15 protein-coding genes are annotated in these 19,788 nt (G+C 68.4%); 6 read left to right on the top strand and 9 right to left on the bottom strand.

Translation table 11 applies throughout. From position 1 onward, the window contains the following. Nucleotides 1-100: 100 nt before the first annotated feature. The gene (locus WDC82_RS24440) at nt 101-4,492 is read right to left on the bottom strand and encodes a translocation/assembly module TamB domain-containing protein (protein WP_340120060.1); all 4,392 of its coding nucleotides are present in this window, start codon (nt 4,490-4,492) and stop codon (nt 101-103) included. A 1-nt stretch (nt 4,493) separates the two neighbouring features. After that, nucleotides 4,494-6,446, bottom strand: a complete 1,953-nt coding sequence (locus WDC82_RS24435) for an autotransporter assembly complex family protein (protein WP_340120059.1) — start codon at nt 6,444-6,446, stop codon at nt 4,494-4,496. 369 nt (nt 6,447-6,815) lie between these two features. On the opposite strand from WDC82_RS24435, the gene WDC82_RS24430 reads away from it, so the two are divergent. From WDC82_RS24430 to WDC82_RS24415, 4 genes are all read left to right on the top strand, one after another. Then, on the top strand, nt 6,816-7,304 hold the full coding sequence (locus WDC82_RS24430; RefSeq protein ID WP_340120058.1) for a hypothetical protein: 489 nt from the start codon (nt 6,816-6,818) through the stop codon (nt 7,302-7,304). Nucleotides 7,305-7,452: 148 nt separating this feature from the next. Then, entirely contained in the window at nt 7,453-8,406 is a 954-nt protein-coding gene (locus WDC82_RS24425; RefSeq protein ID WP_340120057.1) for a homocysteine S-methyltransferase family protein, read from the top strand. Nucleotides 8,407-8,454: 48 nt separating this feature from the next. After that, on the top strand, nt 8,455-9,351 hold the full coding sequence (locus tag WDC82_RS24420) for an alpha/beta fold hydrolase (protein ID WP_340120056.1): 897 nt from the start codon (nt 8,455-8,457) through the stop codon (nt 9,349-9,351). 34 nt (nt 9,352-9,385) lie between these two features. Beyond that, on the top strand, nt 9,386-10,702 hold the full coding sequence (locus WDC82_RS24415; protein ID WP_340120055.1) for a PLP-dependent transferase: 1,317 nt from the start codon (nt 9,386-9,388) through the stop codon (nt 10,700-10,702). Nucleotides 10,703-10,776: 74 nt separating this feature from the next. Here the strand turns inward: WDC82_RS24415 and WDC82_RS24410 are convergent, their stop codons facing one another. Beyond that, the gene (locus WDC82_RS24410; protein WP_340120054.1) at nt 10,777-11,196 is read right to left on the bottom strand and encodes a hypothetical protein; all 420 of its coding nucleotides are present in this window, start codon (nt 11,194-11,196) and stop codon (nt 10,777-10,779) included. Between the two features lie 186 nt (nt 11,197-11,382). On the opposite strand from WDC82_RS24410, the gene WDC82_RS24405 reads away from it, so the two are divergent. After that, nucleotides 11,383-11,871 carry a YtoQ family protein gene (locus tag WDC82_RS24405; RefSeq protein WP_340120053.1) on the top strand — a complete coding sequence of 163 codons (489 nt, stop codon included), beginning with the start codon at nt 11,383-11,385 and terminating at the stop codon, nt 11,869-11,871. Between the two features lie 166 nt (nt 11,872-12,037). Here the strand turns inward: WDC82_RS24405 and WDC82_RS24400 are convergent, their stop codons facing one another. From WDC82_RS24400 to WDC82_RS24375, 6 genes are all read right to left on the bottom strand, one after another. Then, complete coding sequence (locus WDC82_RS24400; RefSeq protein ID WP_340120052.1) at nt 12,038-12,919, bottom strand: N-formylglutamate amidohydrolase; 882 nt, start codon at nt 12,917-12,919, stop codon at nt 12,038-12,040. Nucleotides 12,920-12,921: 2 nt separating this feature from the next. Continuing rightward, nucleotides 12,922-13,959 (bottom strand): oligopeptide/dipeptide ABC transporter ATP-binding protein, encoded by a 1,038-nt coding sequence (locus tag WDC82_RS24395; protein ID WP_340120051.1) that lies wholly within the window; start codon nt 13,957-13,959, stop codon nt 12,922-12,924. Then, nucleotides 13,956-14,945, bottom strand: a complete 990-nt coding sequence (locus WDC82_RS24390; protein ID WP_340120050.1) for an ABC transporter ATP-binding protein — start codon at nt 14,943-14,945, stop codon at nt 13,956-13,958. Before WDC82_RS24390 ends, WDC82_RS24395 begins: the two co-directional genes overlap by 4 nt. A gap of 13 nt (nt 14,946-14,958) precedes the next feature. Beyond that, complete coding sequence (locus WDC82_RS24385; RefSeq protein ID WP_370661578.1) at nt 14,959-15,891, bottom strand: ABC transporter permease; 933 nt, start codon at nt 15,889-15,891, stop codon at nt 14,959-14,961. Next, entirely contained in the window at nt 15,888-16,865 is a 978-nt protein-coding gene (locus WDC82_RS24380) for an ABC transporter permease (RefSeq protein ID WP_340120049.1), read from the bottom strand. The genes WDC82_RS24385 and WDC82_RS24380 overlap by 4 nt, the downstream gene beginning before the upstream one ends. Nucleotides 16,866-16,963: 98 nt before the next feature. Further along, nucleotides 16,964-18,565 (bottom strand): ABC transporter substrate-binding protein, encoded by a 1,602-nt coding sequence (locus WDC82_RS24375; RefSeq protein ID WP_340120048.1) that lies wholly within the window; start codon nt 18,563-18,565, stop codon nt 16,964-16,966. Between the two features lie 231 nt (nt 18,566-18,796). On the opposite strand from WDC82_RS24375, the gene WDC82_RS24370 reads away from it, so the two are divergent. Further along, a complete protein-coding gene (locus WDC82_RS24370; protein WP_340120047.1) occupies nt 18,797-19,756 on the top strand; it encodes a LysR family transcriptional regulator in 960 nt (319 codons plus the stop codon). Nucleotides 19,757-19,788 lie beyond the last annotated feature (32 nt).

The raw sequence follows: 19,788 nt of genomic DNA, 5'->3' as shown, positions 1-19,788 counted from the left end.
AACTCCGCCCTCATCCTGAGGCAGGCGCGTCAGCGCCGTCTCGAAGGATGGGCCGCAGGCCGAGCGCCTCTTTCAGCAGCCTGCTAGATCGTGATCCGATCTAGTAGTCCCACTGGAAGCGCACGCCGGACTTGCTGGCGCCGCTGCCGGTGACTTCGCTCTCGACGGTGATGTTGGGGGTCAGTTCGACCTCGACGCCGGCCGCGGTGGATTGCGGATCGGCGCCCTGCTTCACGCCCAGATAGACGTCGTCGGTCAGGTATTTGCCGGCCTCGACGGCGGCCCCGCCGGTATCGGCGGTCTCGATGCGCAGCACGTCGACGCCTAGGGTGCGGCGCGCGAAGCCCAGGATGTCGACGCCGCCGCCGCTGCCGGTCAGTTCGCGCAGGGCAATGGCGAGCTGCGCCGCCTCGGCGGCGGTCAGCTGTGCGGCCGACTTGTTGAACAGCACGCGCGAGACGATCTCGTCGCGCGGCACCTCCGGCGACGAAGAGAGGTCCAGGCTGGGCTGCGACAGGGTGCCGCTGAGGCGCGCGGTAACGGTGATGTCCTCGCCCTTGTGCACGGCGGTAACGTCGAGCGACGGCTCGCTGTCGGCGCCTTCCGGCAGGGTCACCTTCCCGTCGGTCAGGTCGAAGGGCTTGCCGACGACAGACAGGAAGCCGCGCACCAGGTTCAGCTCGCCGCCCACCGCCGGCGACGATGCCGGCCCCTGGACGGAGATCCGTCCCGCCCATTCCGAATCGAGACCGCGGCCACGCACGAAGACGCGCCTGGGCATGTCGATGACGATGTCGAGGACAGGATCGACCGGCGGCGGTCCGTCGGCTTCTTCCGGCGCCGCGACGACCTCGCCGTCGCTCACCTCGACGACGTCGAGGCTGACGACGTTGGGCGGCAGGTTGGCCAGGAGGCTGATCTCCACCGTCTCGGTGGTGAAGCGTCCGTCGACCTGCGGCGCGTCGATATCGCCGCTGATCGTCAGCGTGCCGCCGGTGACGGCGGTCACATCGTCGCGGCGAACGGCGTGGAACTTGTTGAAGGTCATGGCGACGTCGAGGGGAAAGCGCGCCGCGGGATCGACGGCGAGGCTGCCTTCGCCGCGCAGCGTGCCGCCGGCGCCGTCGTTGGCGCTGAGGGCGCTCAAGGTGACGCGCTCCTCGGTCGCCTCCGCCGCCAGCGTGAGGTCGCGCAGGATGGTTCCGGTTTCCAGGTTCTCGTAGCGTCCGTTCCGCAGGGCAATGCTGCCCTCCGCCCGCGGCGCCGCCACCGTGCCGTCGACGGTCACGGCGATGCTGGCGTCGCCGTTCAGACGATGCTCGGGCAGGGGTACGAACAGCAGCAGCGTCGCGATATCCCCGGTCCAGTCCAGACTTGCGGCAAGCGGCCCCTGGGGCGGCACGGCAACGCCGCCTTCCGGTGTCATTTCGAGCGGGGCATCGGCGGTGAAGCGCGCGCTTGCGACCTGCGCGCCGCCCAGTTCGCCGGTGGCGGCGACGCGGCCGTCGCGCCAGTCCGCGGATGCCTCGAGGGTGAGAGGCGGGGTGTCCCCCGCATCGCGCGGACGTAGCCCCGTGGCGGTCAGCCGCGCGGTCCCTTGCGGCGCCGCGAAGCTGCCCTGCAAGTCGACCTGAGCGGAGACGCTGCCCTCCAGGCCGCTGTCCCAGAAGGCGTCGACGGTGGCGAGCGGCAGGGCCTCGAGCGCCGCCGTCACCGCGACGCGCCCCTCGCCGAGCAGCGCATCGGCCTGCAGCGTCGTGTCGCCGGAGGCCAGCGTCAGGTTCTCCAGCCTGGTGGCATCCGGGGCCAGCGTGAGGGTCGCCGTCTCGCGCAACCGCAGCGGCTGGCCGAAGATCTCGCCCTCTGCCTTGTCGAGCGCGACGGAGAGCGTGTCTGCCTGCTGCGTCACGCGGGCCTCCGCGCTGAGGTTGAGCGGCTCGATCCATCTGCCGTCGGCCTGCAGCGTGACGTCGAGCGCCGCCAGGCTGCCGCGGGCGGCGAGATCGAGGCGCTCGAGGTCGAGGCTGTCCCAACGCAGCGTCTCGGTGGCGATGTCGACCTGACCAGGCTCGGTGAGCGCCGGGTCCTGCGCGCTGAGGGCCAGCGTGACCCGCTCGGCACGCAGCGGCGCGGCGTCGGCGTCCGGCTGCACACGAAGGTGCGACAGCTCGGCGCTGGCTACGACGGGCGCGGCGGTGCCTGGCTGATTCCACTGCAGGCGCGCATTGCCGGAACCGCCCCCGGCCAGGCCGGCGACCTGCAGCCAGGGAGCGAGATCGGCGAATTCGCCCCGGAGGTCGGCAGCGATCGGGCGGCCGTCCAGCGGTACCGTGAGAGCGCCGGTGACCGTGGTTTGCGGCAGGCTGCCGCGCAACGCATCGAGGGTGACCGACTCCTCGCGCACCTGCAGCTCCGCGGAGGCTTTGGCGGGGCCGTAGGGGCTGGTCAGCGTGACCTCGACCGGTCCGTCGACATTGGCGCCGCTGATGCGCAGGCGATAGCCGGCATCGATCGCCGTGAGGGACTGATCCTCCACGCTGAGGCGGGCGAGCTTGGCCTGGCCGGCAAGCGCGAGCGCGTCGAAGGGACCGGCGAGGGTGCCCTCGACCGTCGCCGGTCCGGCGGTGGCAACACCCAGTTCGCCGGCCAGCACGCCGGCGTCGGCGAGAGCAAGGCTGTAGCGGCCGTCCCGCAGTTCACTGCCGGCGACGGTGAGGCTTGCCTTCAGATCGGTGGTGGGAGAGCGCGCCGTCAGCTGCTCCACCCGCACCTCGGCGCCGTCGATGGCGAGGCGCGTGGCGACGTCGAGATCCTGGCCGGCGACGGCGGTGATGAGGCCGATGTCGCTGGACGGCTGCGCCCAGCGGCCGGTGAGGTCGGCGGCAATGCGGCTGCCGAAGTTTTCGAGCGTCACCGGCCCGGCCAGACTCAGCCCGCCGCCGAGCCGGATCTCGGTGAGCGGCTGCAGGGCGGCGAGGTCGGCCACTTCCGCGCTGGCGTCGAGCTGCGCGTTGCCGTCATTCAGGTCGAACGGCCCACTGGCGGTGAGCTGCGCGGCCCCTGTGCTGGCCTCGAGCCGTTCGACGTCGAGCACCAGGCGCGCCAGGTCGAGACGGCCGGCGAGTTTGACCGGCAGCGAGTCGCCGAGGACCGCGTTCACGGCATCCTGACCCGGCAGGCGCGGCGCGTCGACGCGCCCCGAGAAATCGAGCGCCAGCACCGGTGCGTCCCCGAGCAGGTCGCTTTCGGCGTTCGCCGTACCTGTCACCGTTGCCTTGCCGGCCGCGACGTCGGGCGTCGCGATGCCTTCAATGCTCAGATCGACAGTCGTTTGTGGCCGGTTCATGGTGCCGCTGACGGCGATGTCGGCGGCCAGGGCGCCAAGGCTATCGAGGCCGGCAAGCGTCGCCAGCGCCGAAGCGTCGTCGGCCGCCAAGGACAAAGTCATGTCGAGTTCGCCGCTCGCCGGCGTCACGCCCCCTTGCAGGGCGAGACGCAGGTTGTCGTTGGTCGCGGAGAGATGATCAAGGCGGAGGCGTCCCGCCTGTTGCCAGGTGCCGGCGAGGTCGATTTCCGTGCGTCCCGCGGCGAGGCGCCAGAGGTCGGACTCTTCGGGCGGTCGGATCGTGCCGCCGCCTTTCACACGGAAACCGAGATCGTCGTTCGCCTCGCGCCGCAGCCCAATGTCGGCGCGGGCTTCGGCGACATCTCCGAGATGTAAGGTGAAGTCGCCGTTCCAGTCGGCGAGCGGGCCGCTGCCGGCGATCTCCAGCTGTGCACCGGGCAGGTCCGGCATGTCCAGTGCAGCGGCGAGCAGCCCGCCGGCCGCCGAAGCCGCGGTGACGTCGGCGGTAAGGCTGTCGCTCTGCGGTGCGTAGTGCAGCCGTGCCAGCAGGCGTCCCTCGATGCCGTCCAGCCGCACGACGTCGAGCCGCGTGGTGAGACTGCCGTCGTCGCTGCGTCCCGCTTCGCCGGAGAGGGTGAAGCGGGCGGCCTGGCCGAGCACCGGTTCGCCGAGCGCGATCTCGTCGGCCGCGAGCTGGCCGATGCGCACTTTCAGGGGAAAGTTCAACAGATCGAGGGAGGTGTCGCCGCTGTCGTCTTGCGTGGCCGTCTCCGCCGGCGTGGACGGCAACCGCACGAGATCGACGTCGGTCAGCTTCAGGCTTGAGATATCCAAGGTGCGCTCGAGCAGCGACCAGGGATGCCAGTCGAACGCCAGCGCCGCGATGGTGAGCCACTCGCCTTCGCCGTCGCGTAGCACGATGTCGCGCGCCACGAGCGACTGCGGCAGGCTGCCCTCCAGCGCGCCGATCGAGAGTTCCATTTCGCCCGGCGTGCCGGCGGCGTCTTCGATCTGCGCGATCAGCCAGGCGCGCCCGCTGTCGCTGTTGATCCAGGCGTAGCCGCCGGCGAGGGCGGCGGCCACCAGGGCGACAAGGCCGCCGAGGCCGATTGCCAGCCCCTTCAAGATCGCTTTCGCGCGCGGCATCTCAGAACGCCTGTCCGAAGCTCACGTAGAACTGGAACGTCTCGTCGACCCCATCGCGCGGATTGAGGGGGAAGGCGACGTCCAACCTCACCGGGCCGAAGCCGGTGAAATACCTTAGGCCCAACCCGGCGGCCCAGCGGAAGGTTTCCTCGCCGTTCGGCCAGGGGTCGTCGTTGACCGTGCCGCCGTCGACGAAGGGAACGACGCCGATCTCTTCGCTCACACGCACCCGCAGCTCGCCGCCCACCTCGACCAGCGAGGTACCGCCGAAGGGGTCCTCATCATTGTCGAGCGGGCCCACCAGCTGGTACTCGTAGCCGCGGATCGAGCCGCCGCCGCCGGCGTAGAAGCGGCGGGAGGCGGGGAGGGCCTCCGTCTTTTCACCGACGATGGAGCCGACGCGCGTGCGCCCGGCGAGGACGAAGCGCTTGGCGTCGTCGATGGCATAGTAGGCCGAACCGCCCACGACCGTGGTTAGGAAGAAAAGACTTTCGCTGCCGACGCCGGTCGACGGCGTGAGCGTCAGCTGCAGGCGCGTTCCCTCGGTGGGATCCAGTGGATCGTCGGTGTCGTCGCGGCTGGCCGTCAGCGGCAGGCCGAACAGCTGGAAGGTTTCTTCGCCTTTGCCGTTATCGGCGTTCTCGTCGATGATCTCGTAGGCGAAGGAGAGGCCGGCGGAGACGCGCCAGTTGTCGAGCACCGGCCGCTCCAGCGCGACCAGCGAATCGACCCACTGGCGTTCGTAGGCGTCGGTGTCTTCCAGGCCGCCGTTCAGGTTGCCGAGCAGGTCCTGGTCGCTGCGGAGGAAGGCCGGCTTGCGGAAATCCAGCTCGCCCGTCTGCTCGACCGGCGATCCCGTCGCGCTGGCCCGAAGCGTTTCGTTGCGGCCCATCAGGTTGCGGTGTTCCCAGAACAGCTCGAGGCTGGGGCCGATATCGGTGGAATAGGCCGCCGCGGCGCCGATCGACCTGTGCTCGCGCTCCACCAGGGTCACGGTGACCGGCAGACTGCCGTCGTCGGCGGGCGTGCCTGCGGTTTCCGCGTTGACGGTGGAAAAGAGGTTGGTGTTCGACAGGCGGCGCTGCAGGTCGCGCACCACCCGGCGGTCGTAGAGCGCGCCTTCCGGCCAGTCGGCGACACGCCGCAGGTAGTCCTCCTTGACATCCTCCCGCCCCTTGAAGGCAAGGGGGCCGAACGTTGCGCGCGGGCCGGCGGTCACCGAAAGACGCACCGTCATCTCGGTCTTGTCGCGGTCGATGAAGGTCTTGCGTTCGGCGACGCGAGCCATGGGATAGCCGTTCTCCTGCAACTGGCCGACCAGGCTCTGTTCGGCGGCGACGATAACCGGCGCGCGGGCGGCCATGCCGAGTTCGATGCCGAGCGTGTCCAACGCCGGCTGTGTTTCGGCCGGCGGCGGGCTATCGCCGGTATAACCGATCTCGTAGGCGGCCAGGCGATAGCGCGGCCCGGTGTCGATCCGCAGGCGCACCGCCGCCGGCTCGGCAACAGGCTGGGCGCCAGACGGGTCGCCGGATTGGCCCCCGGACTGGTCGGGGATGTCGATCTCCAGGTCGATCTTGCCGTCGTAGTAGCCTTCCGAGCGCAGCGCCGTCTGCAGCCGTTCGATGTCGGCCTCCGCCCGGCGGCGCAGGCCCACCGTGGTGGCCGGCGGCTTGTCGGCCAGCGCGACGAGCTGGGACGACTGCCGCAGAATCTCCAGCAGCGCCTCATCCTCGACGCCTTCCAGTTCGACCCGGTAGCGAACGCTGTCCTGGACTTCGCTTTCGGCCGCGGCCGCCGGCTCCTCGGGGCCGAAGAACTCCTTCGCCTGGCCGGCCAGAACCGGGGCGGGCAGAACCGGGACGGCTGCGCAGAGCAGCAGCGCGGCGCGGAGGTCACGCCAAGCGCGCGCGCCCCGGCGGACCCGGGCGTCGGTCGTGCGCGGGCGTCTCAAGAAGCGGCCCCCGCCCTCGGCTTTGTCATGGCAACATTCACGGCATGGAAGAGGCAGGGCCTCATTCTTATTGTCAGCTTCCCTGGATCAGGCTCTTCATCTCAATATAAGGGCTGAGGCCTGCATTGCCACGTTGCAGGTCGGGAAACCGCCGGCCGTACGCCGGGCCCAGCGCTTGGACAGCGGCATCGGCGGCAGCGGCCGGGCCTTGGTCTGTACTTCGCCGCGACGGCGCCACTATTCACAAATCAACCGTGAGTAATGAGAGGCACGAAAGATTTTTGTGTGATTTCCCTGGCCTTATCTGTTCGTTAACCTATTTTTTCACATGCTATACCATAATAGGTTGTATTTCGGGACATACGTCCTATGCCGATTCGTGAGATTTCCTTGGCGGAGGTGCCGCCCGGCCACCCAGCGGCGGTCTTCTTTCGCTTCTGGCAGCAGGCCGCCGACGGGTCGGCCTGGGTGCCGTGGCGCCGCTTCGATGCGACCGAGCATCCGGGAATACTGCCCTGGGTTCTGCTGCTGCGCCGGGAGCCGGACGAGACCGGCGGCGGTTCTCCGCGCTGGCGCTACAGCGTCTGCGGCACCGGCTGCACCGAGCTGTTCGGCTTCAGCTACCAGGGGAAGTTGTTCGGCGAGGGCATGCCGGCCGAGGCGGCGGCCGAACGCCTGGCCGAGTTCCAGCGGGTCATCTCCGGCGAGGGCCCCCTTTTCTTCGTCAGCCACCTGCCGATTCCGGACCGCGAGTTCGTGCGCGTCCTGCGCGGCCTGTTCGCCTTCTCCTCCAACGACGACGGCGACATCGATCGCCTGTTCGTGGTGGTCGCGCGCGAAGACACGCAGATCGCTTGATCGGCGGTCCGCTGCCGCGGGGTTTCAGTTGTGTTTCCCGCGGTGGCCAAGTGTTTCTGCGGCGGGACATCATGCAGAAATAGTGAACGGCTAGGGTCTCCAGCCATTGCAGCCGCCTGAAAGCTGCAATCGCTTGAAGGAGACTCTTATGGCCAAGTACCGAAACAGCCTGCCGCAGTTGAATGGCGGCCTTTTCCTGACCGACGGTGGCATCGAGACCACCCTGATCTTCCACGACGGCCTCGACCTGCCTTACTTCGCTGCCTTCGATCTGCTGAAGGACCAGGCGGGACAGGCCGCGCTGCGCCGCTATTTCAGCAGCCACGCCTCGATTGCGCGCGAAAACAATTGCGGCTTCATCCTGGAGAGCCCGACCTGGCGCGCTTCACGCGACTGGGGCAGCAAGCTCGGCTACAGCGACGACGACATGGCAGCGGTAAACCGGCAGTCGATCGCGCTGCTGCTGGACCTGCGCCGCATCTTCGAATCCGAGCGCGCGCCGATGGTGATCAGCGGCTGCGTCGGACCGCGCGGCGACGGCTACAACCCCGGCGCGGTGATGACCGCCGAAGAAGCGCAGTCCTATCACGCGACGCAGATCGGTGTCTTCGCCGAGACCGAAGCCGACATGGTCACCGCGATCACCATGACCAACCTGCCCGAAGCCATCGGCGTCACCCGCGCCGCGCAGGCAGCCGGCATGCCGGTGGTGATCTCCTTCACGGTGGAGACCGACGGACGCCTGCCGGACGGCGAGACCCTGAAGGACGCCATCGAAGCGGTCGATGCCGCCACCGGCAACGGCCCGGCCTACTTCATGATCAACTGCGCCCACCCGGATCACTTCGACGGCGCGCTGGCGGCCGGCGAAAGCTGGGTGAAGCGCATCCGCGGCCTGCGCGCCAACGCCTCGCGCCTCAGTCACGCGGAACTGGACGAGGCGACCGAGCTGGACGACGGCAATCCCGCCGAACTGGGCCGGCAGTACCGCGACCTCAGGCGCAAGCTCGGCACCATCACCGTGATGGGCGGCTGCTGCGGCACCGACCACCGGCATATCGAGGCGATCTGCCACGCCTGCACCACGGCGGCGGCGGCCTGACGGCCGCCGATGCGGTGGGCCGGCGTCTTCTCAATCGGAGGCATGCTCATGCTGCGGATCAAGCATCGTTGCTACGCTGACCGGCAGGCCGGTGCGACAACAGTGCCGCAGGCCGTCCGGCCGGTGCTGGCGCTGCACAGCTCGGCGGCGACCGGCGGCCAATGGAAGTCCCTGGCCGCGGCGCTGGACGGCATCGCACCGGTGATCGCGCCGGACCTGCCCGGCTACGGCCGGGCGGCGTTCCGCGACGGCCGCCGGGGCGAGCCGGCGAGCCTCGCCGCCGATGCGGCGGCGGTGCTGCGCACGTTCGGCGAGGGGGCGTCGGCCTTTCACCTGGTCGGCCATTCCTACGGCGGCGCGGTGGCCTTGCGCATCGCGCTCGACCATCCCACGCGCGTGCGGAGTCTGACCCTGATCGAGCCCGTGCTTTTCCACCTGCTGCCGCTGGCCGGCGGCGTGGAAGACCTGAAGCTCTATCGCGGCATCCTCGGCGTGCGCGACCGCCTGCGCGGTGCGGTCGCCGCGGGCTGGCCGGCCCACGGCATGGCCGCGTTCGTCGACTTCTGGAACGGCGCGGGCAGCTGGGACGGCATCGCGGTGGAGCAGCGCCAGCGCCTCGCCGGCCAGGCCCGCGCGGTGCTCGACAACTTTACAGCCGTGCTGGACGAGAGCTGGCCGGTCACCGACGTCGCACGGCTTGGCTGTCCGCTGCTGACCATCACCGGCGCGCAGTCGCAGGCGGTCGCCCGCCAGGTGACCGACCGCATCCTCGATGCCGTGCCGGCGGTGACGGCCGCCCGAATTTTCCGGGCCGGCCACATGTCGCCGCTGACCCACGCGGCGACCGTCAATGCCTTGATCGAGCGGCATATCCGTCTGGCCGAGGCCGTGGAGGGCCCCGCCGCGCGGGCGCCCGTCTTTCGCCGCACGTCCGCAGCGGCCTGATTCCCAAAATTCATTCGTATTCAAGGAACGACCCATGAATTTCACCAAGAATCCCGAGACCGCCGTCCTGCACAGCGGCTACCGTGCCGACCCGACCACCGCTGCGGTGGCCGTGCCGATCTACCAGACGACTTCCTACCAGTTCGCGGACTCCGGCCACGCCCGCCGGCTCTTCGCGCTGGAGGAGATGGGCAACATCTATACCCGCGTGATGAACCCGACCAACGATGCCTTCGAGCAGCGCATGGCCGCTCTGGACGGCGGCGCCGCCGCGCTGGCGGTCAGCTCGGGCCAGGCGGCGACGACGCTGTCGATCCTCAACATCGCCGGTACGGGCGACAACATCGTCAGCGCCACCGGCCTCTACGGCGGCACCTGGAACCTCTTCGCCAACACCCTGAAGACCCTGGGCATCGAAGTCCGTTTCGTCGACGCCACCGACCCGGAGAACTTCCGCAGGGCGACCGACGCGCGTACCCGCGCCTACTACGCCGAGACGCTGCCGAACCCGATGCTGAAGGTGTTTCCGATCGCGGAAGTCGCGGCCATCGGCGAGGATCTGGGCGTGCCGCTGATCCTCGACAACACCGCCGCGCCGGTGATCTGCCGGCCCTTCGATCACGGTGCTCACATCATCGTCTACTCGGCCACCAAGTACATCGGCGGCCATGGTAACTCCATCGGCGGCGTCATCGTCGACGGCGGAAAGTTCGACTGGGAAAAGCATGCCCAGCGCTTCCCCATGCTGAACCAGCCGGATCCCAGCTACCACGGCGCGGTGTGGACCCAGGCGGTGAAGGAGATGGGCCCGGTCGCCTACATCGTGAAGGCCCGCTGCACCCTGCAGCGCGACCTCGGCATGGCGCTCAGCCCGTTCAACACCTTCAATTTCATCCAGGGCCTGGAGACCCTTCCCTTACGCATGCGCGAGCACTGCCGCAACGCCCAGGCGGTCGCTGACTACCTGGCGCGGCATCCGCTGGTGAAGAAGGTGATCTACCCGGGCATGACCGCGGACGACCCCACGGCGCGCACCGAGCGCTACCTGACCGGGGGCCGCGGCGGGCTGGTCGGCTTCGAGCTGAAGACCGACGATCCGGAGGCCGGCGCGCGTTTCATCGATGCGCTGCAGATGATCTACCACGTGGCCAACATCGGCGACACGCGCACCCTGGCGATCCATCCGGCGAGCTCGACGCACCAGCAGCTCAGCGCCGAGGACCAGCTGGCCACCGGCGTGACGCCCGGCTACCTGCGCCTCTCGGTGGGGATCGAACACATCGACGACATCCTGGCCGACATTGGCCAGGCCCTCGACGCCACGGCGGACGCCAAGCGCGCAGCCGCCTGACGGCACGGCAGGACCGGCCCCGCGAAGGCCGGTCCTGCCCTGCGGCGTCGTCGCTATGCGGCGCGCCGTCCCGACTAGTCGGTGCTGTGCAGGGTAGAGGAAACGCCACCCAAGGCGCTGTTGAAGTAGCCTGACGCGACGTTCACGTTGGCAATGCCACCGAAGATCCCGGCGCCTACCGCGACCGTGGTCGCGCCGGAGCTGAGCGCTCCGCCAATGCCGGCAATGGCGACGATGGGGGCACCGTTGACCGTTGCCGTCATCTGCTGAACCGAGATGACTTCGATGTCGCCGTTGAACGACTCCGCATAGGCGCTCGCCGCTCCGCCAGCGCCGTTGTTGGCATGGGCGGGAGCGGCATCGGCGTGTGCCATGGCAGCGGCTGCAGCGGTGTTGTTGTCGCCGAACCTGTTCTGCGGGTTCGCCGACGCACCAGCCGCGAAGGCCATGACCAGGGTGAGTGCTGTGGCCCCGGCGAGCATGTGTCTCAGCATGGTTACCTCCGTCGGCGAATATTCGGAGAAACTGGTTAAAATACGCTAAGCGACGTGCTCCGTGCGTTCTCCGACAGGCGCTCACTTCAGACCAATTTGGCCGCCTGAGGGGCTGCCTGGGACGCGCCATTGTGCTAGAACTGCGGATAGACATTCCCCCAATATCCATGACCGAGGATCAGCGAGATGAGCGAACGGCTCTGGAAGGTCTATCTTTCCGGCGAAATCCATTCCGACTGGCGCGAGCAGATCGCGCGGGGCGTGGCCGAGGCCGGTCTGCCGGTGCGGCTCGATGCGCCGATCACCGTGCACGAGGACAGCGACGATTGCGGCGCGGTCATCCTGGGCGAGGAAGAGAACCCTTTCTGGCGCGACCAGAAGGGCTCGCGCATGAACGCCATCCGCACCCGCACGCTGATCGGCGAGGCCGACGTCGTGGTGGTCCGCTTCGGCGAAAAGTACAAACAGTGGAACGCGGCCTTCGATGCCGGCACCGCGGCGGGGCTGGGCAAGGCGCTGATCACGCTGCACGATCCTTCGCTGACCCATGCGCTGAAGGAAGTTGACGGCGCGGCGCTGGCGGTCTGTGAAACGCCGCAGCAGGTGGTGCAGACGCTGGCCTACGTGATCCGGGGCGCGCTGCCGGGGCGGCAGTCGTCGCTGGCGGCGGAGTAGGGAGAACCAAATCCCCCTCACCCTCCCGCTTTGCGGGCCCCTCCCTCTCCCACGAGGGGAGAGGGGACTTCATCGCGATCGCAGTCCTTTTCCCTCTCCCCTCGTGGGAGAGGGTTGCGCAGCCTTGGCGAGGGAACCGAGCCTAGGCGAAGCTGGGTGAGGGGAGCTAAGCCGCCTTGGCTTTCCGCGTCCAGGCGGCGACGTCGGCGATGAGCCGGCTGAGGTCCGCTTTCAGCGTCGCGTAGCCGGCGTTGGCGGTGACGGTCGCTTCGTCCATGTAGAGATTGCGCTTCATCTCGATCTGCAGGGCGTGGCGGTTCTCCGCCGGACGGCCGGAGCTGCGGATGATCTCGGCGCCCTTGTAAGGCTTGTTCACCGAGACGCTGTAGCCGAGCGCGCTCAGGCGTTCGGCGACGAAGGCGGTAAAGGCGGGATCGCAGCTCTCGCCTTCCAGGTCGCCGATCACCATGTCCGGGCGCTCGGCGCCGGGGCCGTCCGGAGTGATCGCCGTGCCGAACGACTTCATCGAGTGCATGTCGATGTGCCAGACGGCGCCGTGGCGCGCGTGCAGGCGGTCGAGACTGTCATCGAGGGCCCGGCGATAGGGCCGCCAGCAGCGCTCGATGCGGGCATGCAGGGCTTCAACGGTCAGCGGGCCTGCCAGGAGCGGTGAGCCGTCGTTGGTGCGGTGGCGGAAGAGGCCGATGCCCAGCGCCGACTTGGGGCCGGGGTTCAGCGGCTCCGGCCAGCTGCCGTCGAGCAGGGCGGGATCGACGTCGTCGAGACGCCGGTTGGGGTCGATGTAGGCGCGCGGGAAGCGCGCGGCGAGCAACGTCGCGCCCACCTGCGGCGCGGCGCCCACCAGGTCGTCGACCATCCAGTCCTCGGCGCCCTGCAAGGTCAGGTGCGGTACCCGGGTGACGAAGTCCGCCGGATAGACGCGCCCGGAATGCGGCGAGTCGATGAGCAGCGGCACCGCGTCGCCGGGCGGCGCGAAGAAGTCGTAGGCATGCGCGTCGAAGGGCGGGGCGCTATCCATCGGGTCCATGGTCAATCGTTCAGGTGACAGGCGGACCAGCGGTCCGGCGCGATTTCTTTCAGGGCCGGGCGCTCGATGCGGCAGCGTTCCGTCGCGTGCGGGCAGCGCGGATGGAAGTGGCAGCCGGACGGCGGGTCGAGGGGCGAGGGGATCTCGCCCTTAACCGGCTGGTACTGGCGGCGGCGCAGCTCGATGCGCGGCACCTCCGACAGCAGCGCCTGGGTGTAGGGATGGTTGGGCGCGTCGAAGATGTCCTCGGTGGCGGCGACCTCAACCACGCGGCCGAGGTACATGATCACGACGCGGTCGGCGATGTGCTCGACCACCGAGAGGTCGTGGCTGATGAAGAGATAGGTAAGGTCGAGATCCGCGCGCAGGTCCATGAAGAGGTTGATGACCTGCGCCTGGATGGACACGTCCAGGGCGGCGATGGCCTCGTCGCACACCAGGAAGCGCGGCTTCACGGCGAGGGCGCGGGCGATGCCGATGCGCTGGCGCTGGCCGCCGGAGAACTGGTGCGGATAGCGGCGGCGGAAGTCCGGGTCGAGGCCGACGCGCAGCATGGTCTCGGCCACGTAATCGGCGAGACCCTTGCGTCCGACCATGCCGTGCACCAGCGGCGCCTCGCCGATGATCTCCTCCACGCGCATGCGCGGATCCAGCGAGGCGAAGGGGTCCTGGAAGATCATCTGGATGGCGAGGGCGGTGTCGTGGCCGGCGACCTTGCCGCCCTGCCACACCGGCTTGCCGTCGAAGGCGAGGCTGCCCTCGGTCGGCGGCAGGATACCGGCGACCATGCGCCCGAAGGTCGACTTGCCGCAGCCGGACTCGCCGACCAGCCCCACCACCTCGCCGGCGCCGACGGTGAGGTTCACGCCGTCCACCGCGTGCACGGTCTCCTCGCGGATCGACGAGCCGAGGCGCCGGGCGATCCGGCCGGCGAGGTCGAGGCGCTTCACGAAGCGCTTGCTGACGTCGCGGGCTTCCAGGATCGGGCGGCGCTCCACCGGCGCGGCCCGCAGATTTGCGATGTCCGGCTGGGCGGTCATCGAAGCACCTCCTCCAGCGGTTCATCGTGCGGATGGACGCAGCGCACCAGGCGCTCATGAGAGGCCGCCTGCACCGGCGGCTCCTCGAGGCAGGCATCGTCGGCGCGCGGGCAGCGGCTGCGGAACGGACAACCCTCAGGCAGGTTCATGAGCGACGGTGTCATGCCGGGGATCTGGAACAGGCGTCCGCCGCGCCGGTTGCGGCTGGGCACCGAGCCGATGAGGCCGACGGTATAGGGATGCGCCGGTCGGTCGAGCACGGCGTCGATCGGACCCTGCTCCACAATACGCCCGGCGTACATGACGCAGATGTGGTCGGCGAGGCCGGCGACGACGGCGAGGTCGTGGGTGATCCAGATCATCGCCGTGCCGGTCTCGCGGCAGAGGGTCTGTGCCTCGTGCAGGATCTGGCCCTGGATGGTGACGTCCAGTGCCGTGGTCGGCTCGTCGGCGATGATGAGCTCGGGCTCGTTCAAAAAGGCGATAGCGATGGCGACGCGCTGGCGCATGCCGCCGGAGAACTGGTGCGGATAGGACATCAGGCGCTCGTCGGGCGAGGCGATGCCGACCTTCACCAGCGCTTCCCGCGCGATCTCCAGCGCCCGCGCCTTGGAGACGTCGCGGTGCGCCAGCACCGCCTCGGTCATCTGGGTGTCGATGCGCAGCACCGGGTTCAGCGTCATCATCGGATCCTGGAAGATCATGGCGATCTTGGAGCCGCGCAGCTTGCGGCGCTCGCTCTCGGGCAGCGGCACCAGGTCGCGGCCCTGAAAGCGGATCTCACCGCCGGCGATGCGCCCCGGCGCGTCGACCAGGCCGAGGATGGAAAAGCCGGTGATTGACTTGCCGCTGCCCGACTCGCCGACCAGGCCCAGCACCTCGCCGGCGCCGACACGGAAGCTGACCCCGTCCACCGCCTTCACCACGCCGTCCCGGGTGAAGAAATGGGTCTGGAGGTCTTTTACCTCAAGCGTCGGGGCCGTCATCGCGCGCGTCCGCTCATCGCTTCAGCCTGGGATTCAAGACGTCGCGCAGCTGGTCGCCGACCAGGTTGATGGCGACGATGGTGACGAGCAGGGCGACGCCGGGGAAGAAGGCGATCCAGTACCTGCCCGACAGCATGTAGTCGTAGCCGTTGGCGATCAGCAGGCCGAGCGACGGCTCGGTGATCGGCACGCCGACGCCGAGGAAGGAGAGCGTCGCCTCCAGCGCGATGGCGTTGGCGACCTGCACGGTGGCGACCACGATAAGCGGCGGCAGGCAGTTGGGCAGCAGGTGGCGGAACACGATGCGCCGGTGCGAGAGCGCAAGGCAGGAGGCCGCCTCGATGTACTCCTTGCGGCGCTCGACCAGGGCGGTGCCGCGCACGGTGCGCGCGTAGTAGGCCCACTGCACGATGATGAGCGCGAAGATCACCTTGTCGACGCCCTTGCCGAGCACGGCCAGCAGGATGAGCGCCACCAGGATCGCGGGGAAGGAGAGCTGCAGGTCGACGATGCGCATGATGATGGAATCGACCCGGCCGCCGAAGTAGGCCGCCAGCACGCCGATCGACATGCCGACCGACAGCGCGATGACGGTGCTCATGGCGCCGACGCCGAGGCTCATGCGCAGGCCGAAGATGATGGCCGAGAGCATGTCGCGGCCCTGCTGATCGGTGCCGAGATGGTAGGTCATGGTGCCGTCGAAGCTGGTGCTGCCCGGCGGCTGCATGCCCTCCATGATGTCGAGTTGCATCAGGTCGTAGGGATTCTGCGGCGTGATGAAGTTGGCAAAAAGCGCCAGGAGGCCGAGCGTCAGGGTGACGAAGAGGGCCGCCACGGCGACCGGGCTGTCGGCGAACTCGGCGGCGAAGCGCGCCATCGGCGTCGCGCGCCAGTGCGGGCGCAGCCTCGCGGCGCGGGTCTCGGTGGCCTTCAGGGTGTCGGTCATGCCCGCACCTCCGAGAGCCGTACGCGCGGATCGAGCAGGCAGTAGAGCATGTCGACCGTGAAGTTGATGATGATGAACATGAAGACCGTCAGCATCAGGTAGGCGACCACCACCGGACGGTCGAGCAGCTGGATCGAATCGATCAGCAGCTTGCCCATGCCCGGCCAGGCGAAGACCGACTCGGTGACCACGGCGAAGGCGATCATGCTGCCCAGTTCGAGGCCGAGGATGGTGACCACCGGGATCATGATGTTCTTGGCGATGTGGACCAGCACGATGCGGCGCTGGGAAAGCCCCTTGGCGCGCGCGAACTTCACGTAGTCCTGCAGCGACGCCTCACGGGTGCCGGCGCGCGCCAGGCGGATCACCAGCGAGGTCTTGAACAGGGCGAGGTTGATCGCCGGCAGCAACATGTGGGACAGGCCGTCCAGCGTCAGGAAGGAGAAGGCGATGCCGAAGACCTCCACGGTTTCGCCGCGCCCGCCCGACGGCAGCAGCTTGAAGATCACCGCGAAGAGCAGGATCAGCATCATGCCCTGCCAGAAGTTCGGCAGGCTGAAGCCCATGATCGACCCGGCCATGATGGTCTTGCCGGCGATGGAATTGGGCTTCAGGCCGGCGATCATGCCCAGCGGCACGCCGATGAAGATGGCGAAGAGGAGGGCCAGGAAGGCGAGCTCGAGGGTCGCCGGCAGCTTGGAGAGGATGAGGGAGAGAGCGTCGGTCGAGTAGACGAAGCTGCGCCCCAGGTCGCCCTGCAGCGCGTTTTTCACGAAGATGAAGAACTGTTCCCACAGCGGCTTGTCGAGGCCAAGACGCGCGATGGCGGCTTCCATCTCGGCCTGGTCCGCATCGGGGCTGATCATGATGTCGATCGGGCTGCCGATCGCGTAGACGCCGATGAACACCAGCACCGCCATGGCGGCGACGACGAAGAGGCTCTGGCCCAGGCGGCGCAGAAGGTAGACGAGCATCGGCTGTGCCCTGCCGCGGTTGGCGGTTCGTCGAACCCGGTTGGCAAAACCGCTGGGGGCGGAGAGGAGTCTCCGCCCCCAGGGCTTAGGTTACGCCGTCAGCTGGCCGGCTTCACGCCAGTGGCCAGGGTGTACTGGTCGGCACGCGGCACGTAGGTGATGCCCTTGCGGAAGGCCCAGGGCGTCACCTCGAAGTGCAGCGGCAGGATGGCGAAGTCGTCCATCGCCAGCTTGCTGGCCTCCTGCAGGATCGCCTCGCGCTTGTCGTCGTCGACCGTAGCCAGGGCCTTGTCGATCAGGGCGTCGAGGTCCGGGTTCGAGTAGCGGCCGGCATTGGTGCCGCCGTAGCCCTTGTCCTTGTCCTTGGTGGCGATGAGGGCGCGCAGCGGCGAGGACATCTCGCCGGTGGCCGAGCCCCAGCCCGCCAGGTACATGGAGAACTCGAACTTGTTGCGCCGCGCGAAGAAGGTGCTGGCGGTGACCGCGTCCACCTGGGTCTCGATGCCGATGCGGGTCAGCATCTGGGCGACCGCCTGGGTGACCTGGGCGTCGTTGATGTAGCGGTCGTTCGGCGAACCGATGGTCAGGCCGAAGCCGTCGGGATAGCCCGCCTCGGCCAGCAGCTTCTTGGCGGCGTCGGGATCGTAGGGCGTCGCCTTGGCGTCGGGGCTGGAGCCGAACATGCCCGGCGGCAGCAGTTCGCCGGCCGGCACGGCCACGCCGCCCATGATGCGCTCCACGATGGCGTCGCGGTTGATCGCCATGGAGACCGCCTGGCGCACCCGCACGTCCTTGAAGGGGTTCTTGTCGGTGCCGGTGACGCCGGGGGTCGGCTCCTGCTCATGGTCCATGTGCAAGTAGATGACGCGGTTGGAGAGGCCCTGGGAAACCTGGAAGCCCTCGCTCCTGATGCGCTCGAGGTCCTGCAGCGGCGGGTTGTCGATCATGTCGACGTCGCCGGCCAGCAAGGCGGCCACGCGCGGACCGTCCGCCGTGATCGGCCGGAAGGTGACGGTGGCCCACTCGGCCTTGTCGCCCCAGTAGTCCTCGTTGCGCTCGAAGACGATCTTCTCGCCGCGGGTATACTCGCCGAACTTGTACATGCCCGTGCCGATGGCGGCCTCGCCGGAATTGAAGGCCTCGGTCTTGGGATAGCTGTCGATGCCGGTGCAGCCGTCGCGGCTGAAGCCGATATCGCCGGTGACGCCGTTGGCGGTGGCCGAGAGCACGCCCCAGGAAGCCAGTTCATTGGGCAGCAAGGGGTAGGGGCCGTCGGTCGTGATGATCAGGGTGTGCGGATCCTTGGCCTCCATGCCGGCGATCGCCTTGGTGTAGACCGTGAAGGACGACGGGCTGTTCTCGACGGTGGGGACACGGCAGACGGTGTAGATCACGTCCTTGGCGGTGAAGGGCGAGCCGTCGTGGAAGGTGACGCCTTCGCGCAGCTTGAACTGCCAGGTGGTCTCGTCGAGCGGCTCGTAGGAGCTCGCCAGGCCCGGATGCAGGCGCTGGTTCTCGTCGGTCAGCACCAGCGACTCGAAAATGTGCCGCCGCATGGCGTTGTTCGGGCCGAGGTTGTGGTAGTGCGGATCGAGGGCCGAGGGTTCGGCCGCAATTCCGATGGTCAGCTCCTGAGCGGCGGCCGGCGATGCCAGAACCGCAGCCAGCGAGACCGCGCACAGCAGAGTGCTCTTTCGCATGAGTTCGTTCCCCGTAAGACGTTGAAGCGCCTGTTCCTGCAATCCCGCGTCTTCCAAAGCGTCGCGCGGATTTTGCTCGGCGGGCCCTTGCCGTCTCTCGACGGCGGAGCCTTCCTGGGTATAATGCGAATGTCTAAAGGGGCTGTCAAAGCGAAATGGCGGCGGCACGCGTTTACGACTTTCTGCAAGCAATTCCTGCCATTTGGGTCATAGAGGCCATAACATAAGATTATGGAGTACAGCTACGATCCCCAAAGTGTTGCGGACGAGCGCCGGCTGCCCACGCCGCGGATGATGGAGGCTTTCCATGCAGTTATGGAGGCCGGTTCAGTCAGTGCCGCGGCACGCTACCTTGGCGTGTCCCAGCCGGCGGTCAGCCGCCTGCTGAAGCAGTTCGAGGAGGAACTGGGCTTTCCGCTGTTCCACCGCGCCAAGGGCAAGCTGACGCCGACGCCCGAGGCGCACCGCCTCTCCATCGACGTCGGCAACGCGCTGGACGGCATCGATCGCGTGCGCCGTTCGGCCGAGGACGTGCGCCGCCACGGCACCGGGCGCCTGCGCGTCGGCATCACGCCGATGCTCTACGAGGCGGTGCTGCACCGGCTGCTGAAGGATTTCCTCAAGGAACAGCCGCACCTGATCCTCACCATGGAGACCGGCCTCACCGAGATGATGGTCGACTGGCTGCTGCGCGACCAGGTGGAACTGGCCTTCGCCTCCATGATGGGCAGCCACCCGGGCATCGAGGCGATCGCGCTGATCGAGACCCACTCGGTGGTGCTGATGCCGCCGGGCCACCCGCTGATGGCCAAGCATGCCATCGGGGTCGAGGACCTGGCCGAAGTGCCGCTGATCACCATGACGCGGCGCTATCCCTCGCGCCACCGCATCGAGCAGATGTTCCGCCGGGCCGGCGTGCCGATGCGCCTGCGCGCCGAGACCAATCTCTCCGGCACCATCTGCGACCTGGTGCGCATGGGGCAGGGGGTGGCGATCCTCAACGCGCTCTCCTGGGGCGGCACCGGGCGCGGCGACCTGGAGGCGCGGCCGCTGACGCCGCGCCTGGTCAACCGCTACGGCGTGCTGCACCTGGCCGACCGCGGCTTCTCGCGTCCGGCCCAGCAGCTGATCGCGGCGATCCGCTGCCATCTGGCGCAGACCATGGGGACCGTGTATCTGGGTGAAGAGTGAAGTCGGGTTGAGGGACGATTGTGAGTAGTCGG

Origin of the sequence: Pelagibius sp. 7325, from assembly GCF_037652055.1 — a bacterium.
Classification (GTDB): domain Bacteria; phylum Pseudomonadota; class Alphaproteobacteria; order Kiloniellales; family Kiloniellaceae; genus Pelagibius.
Note: the sequence above shows the minus strand (reverse complement) of the source record. Positions and strands in the feature narration are given on the sequence as shown.